This is a genomic window from Shewanella sp. 4t3-1-2LB, from assembly GCF_017368415.1.
GTDB lineage: Bacteria > Pseudomonadota > Gammaproteobacteria > Enterobacterales > Shewanellaceae > Shewanella > Shewanella fodinae.
This window is the reverse complement of sequence record NZ_JAFNJD010000107.1, coordinates 1-1191: the sequence shown is the minus strand read 5'-3', so window position 1 is coordinate 1191 and position 1191 is coordinate 1. Positions and strand designations below refer to the sequence as shown.

At 43.8% G+C, this 1191-nt stretch carries 1 protein-coding gene and 1 pseudogene; both read left to right on the top strand.

Translation table 11 applies throughout. From position 1 onward, the window contains the following. Positions 1-386, top strand: a pseudogene (locus tag J3L11_RS18795) (hypothetical protein); the annotation flags it as partial. After that, on the top strand, positions 380-1191 hold an 812-nt coding region (locus J3L11_RS18790), incomplete at its 3' end, for a DEAD/DEAH box helicase family protein (RefSeq protein WP_207571980.1). The pseudogene J3L11_RS18795 and the gene J3L11_RS18790, both read left to right, overlap by 7 nt.

Sequence of the window (1191 nt, the reverse complement as noted above, 5' to 3'; positions counted from 1 at the left end):
TATTTCAGCGGAATGGCTGGCTTAAGTGTATTGGTCGTGGTCGACAAAAGCGTTTTTATGTGACAGATGAGTTCAGAAAGCTGCCGGTAGTCAGCAAAAAAGATACGTTGGCTACTAGTCTTTATTGCCAGACACAACGTTCGATAGATAATAAAAATGAATATTTCGTACTCATAAAAGAACGCAAAGAGCACGAAGGCGAGCTCAAAATTGTCCTCGGTGAAATTGATGAATATCGAATGCTTCAAACGCGTTTCCCAGCTCTAGAAAATACGATTACCCCGTTACTTCAGCGCTCAAGGTTACGTTCTGCAGAGCTGTTGGGGAAGGTCAATGTTTTAACCAATGTCCTAAAATGCCTCTCAATAGAGGAAGCAATATGCTAAGGCAGTGGCAAGCTGAATGTGCAGCTGACGCCTTGCGTAAATTTCAAGCCGGAGGACACCATTACTTTTGCCAAGGCACTCCTGGTGCGGGAAAAACGACGCTAGCAGCAGAAGTTGCGCTGCGTTTAGTTCAATCTGGCATGATCGATTTAATTCTATGTTTTTCTCCATCGCTCATTGTTGCTGATGGCATTAAAAGAACGTTCGAGAATAAGCTAGGAAAAGCTTTTACTGGCGGTTTAGGGGCTATTGGGCGGTCTCTAACATATCAAGCATTACCAACACTTAATGATGAGTTCTGGGCAGCATTAAAAAGCTATAGAGTGTTTGTCGTCTTTGACGAAATTCACCATTGCTCTGGTGACTCATATGAAAATGCTAATGCTTGGGGCCAAGAAATACTGAATAAGATTCAGGGACTCGCAACTTATACACTTGCGATGTCTGGGACTCCTTGGCGGACCGATTTATTGCCGATAGTTATGGCGCAATATACTGATCCTGACGGTGTGCTCGTTGTTGATTATCAATACACGTTGCAGCAGGCGGTACGAGATAGAGTGTGCCGCTCCCCACGTATAGTGTTGGTTGATAACCAGCATTTAAGCCTGTTCTCTTCTCAAAAAGGCTCTCAGAGCTTCCGTTCGATTCATGAGTTTCTTACTGAAACAAATTCCTCATATCAAAGCATTATTCATAACCAAAGTGCTATGGAGCATCTGCTTAGCCTCGGCTGTGCCAAATTGGCAGAAATACGTGAAACATCACTTCAAGCCGGTGGGTTAGTTGTTGCTGCCTCAGTAAG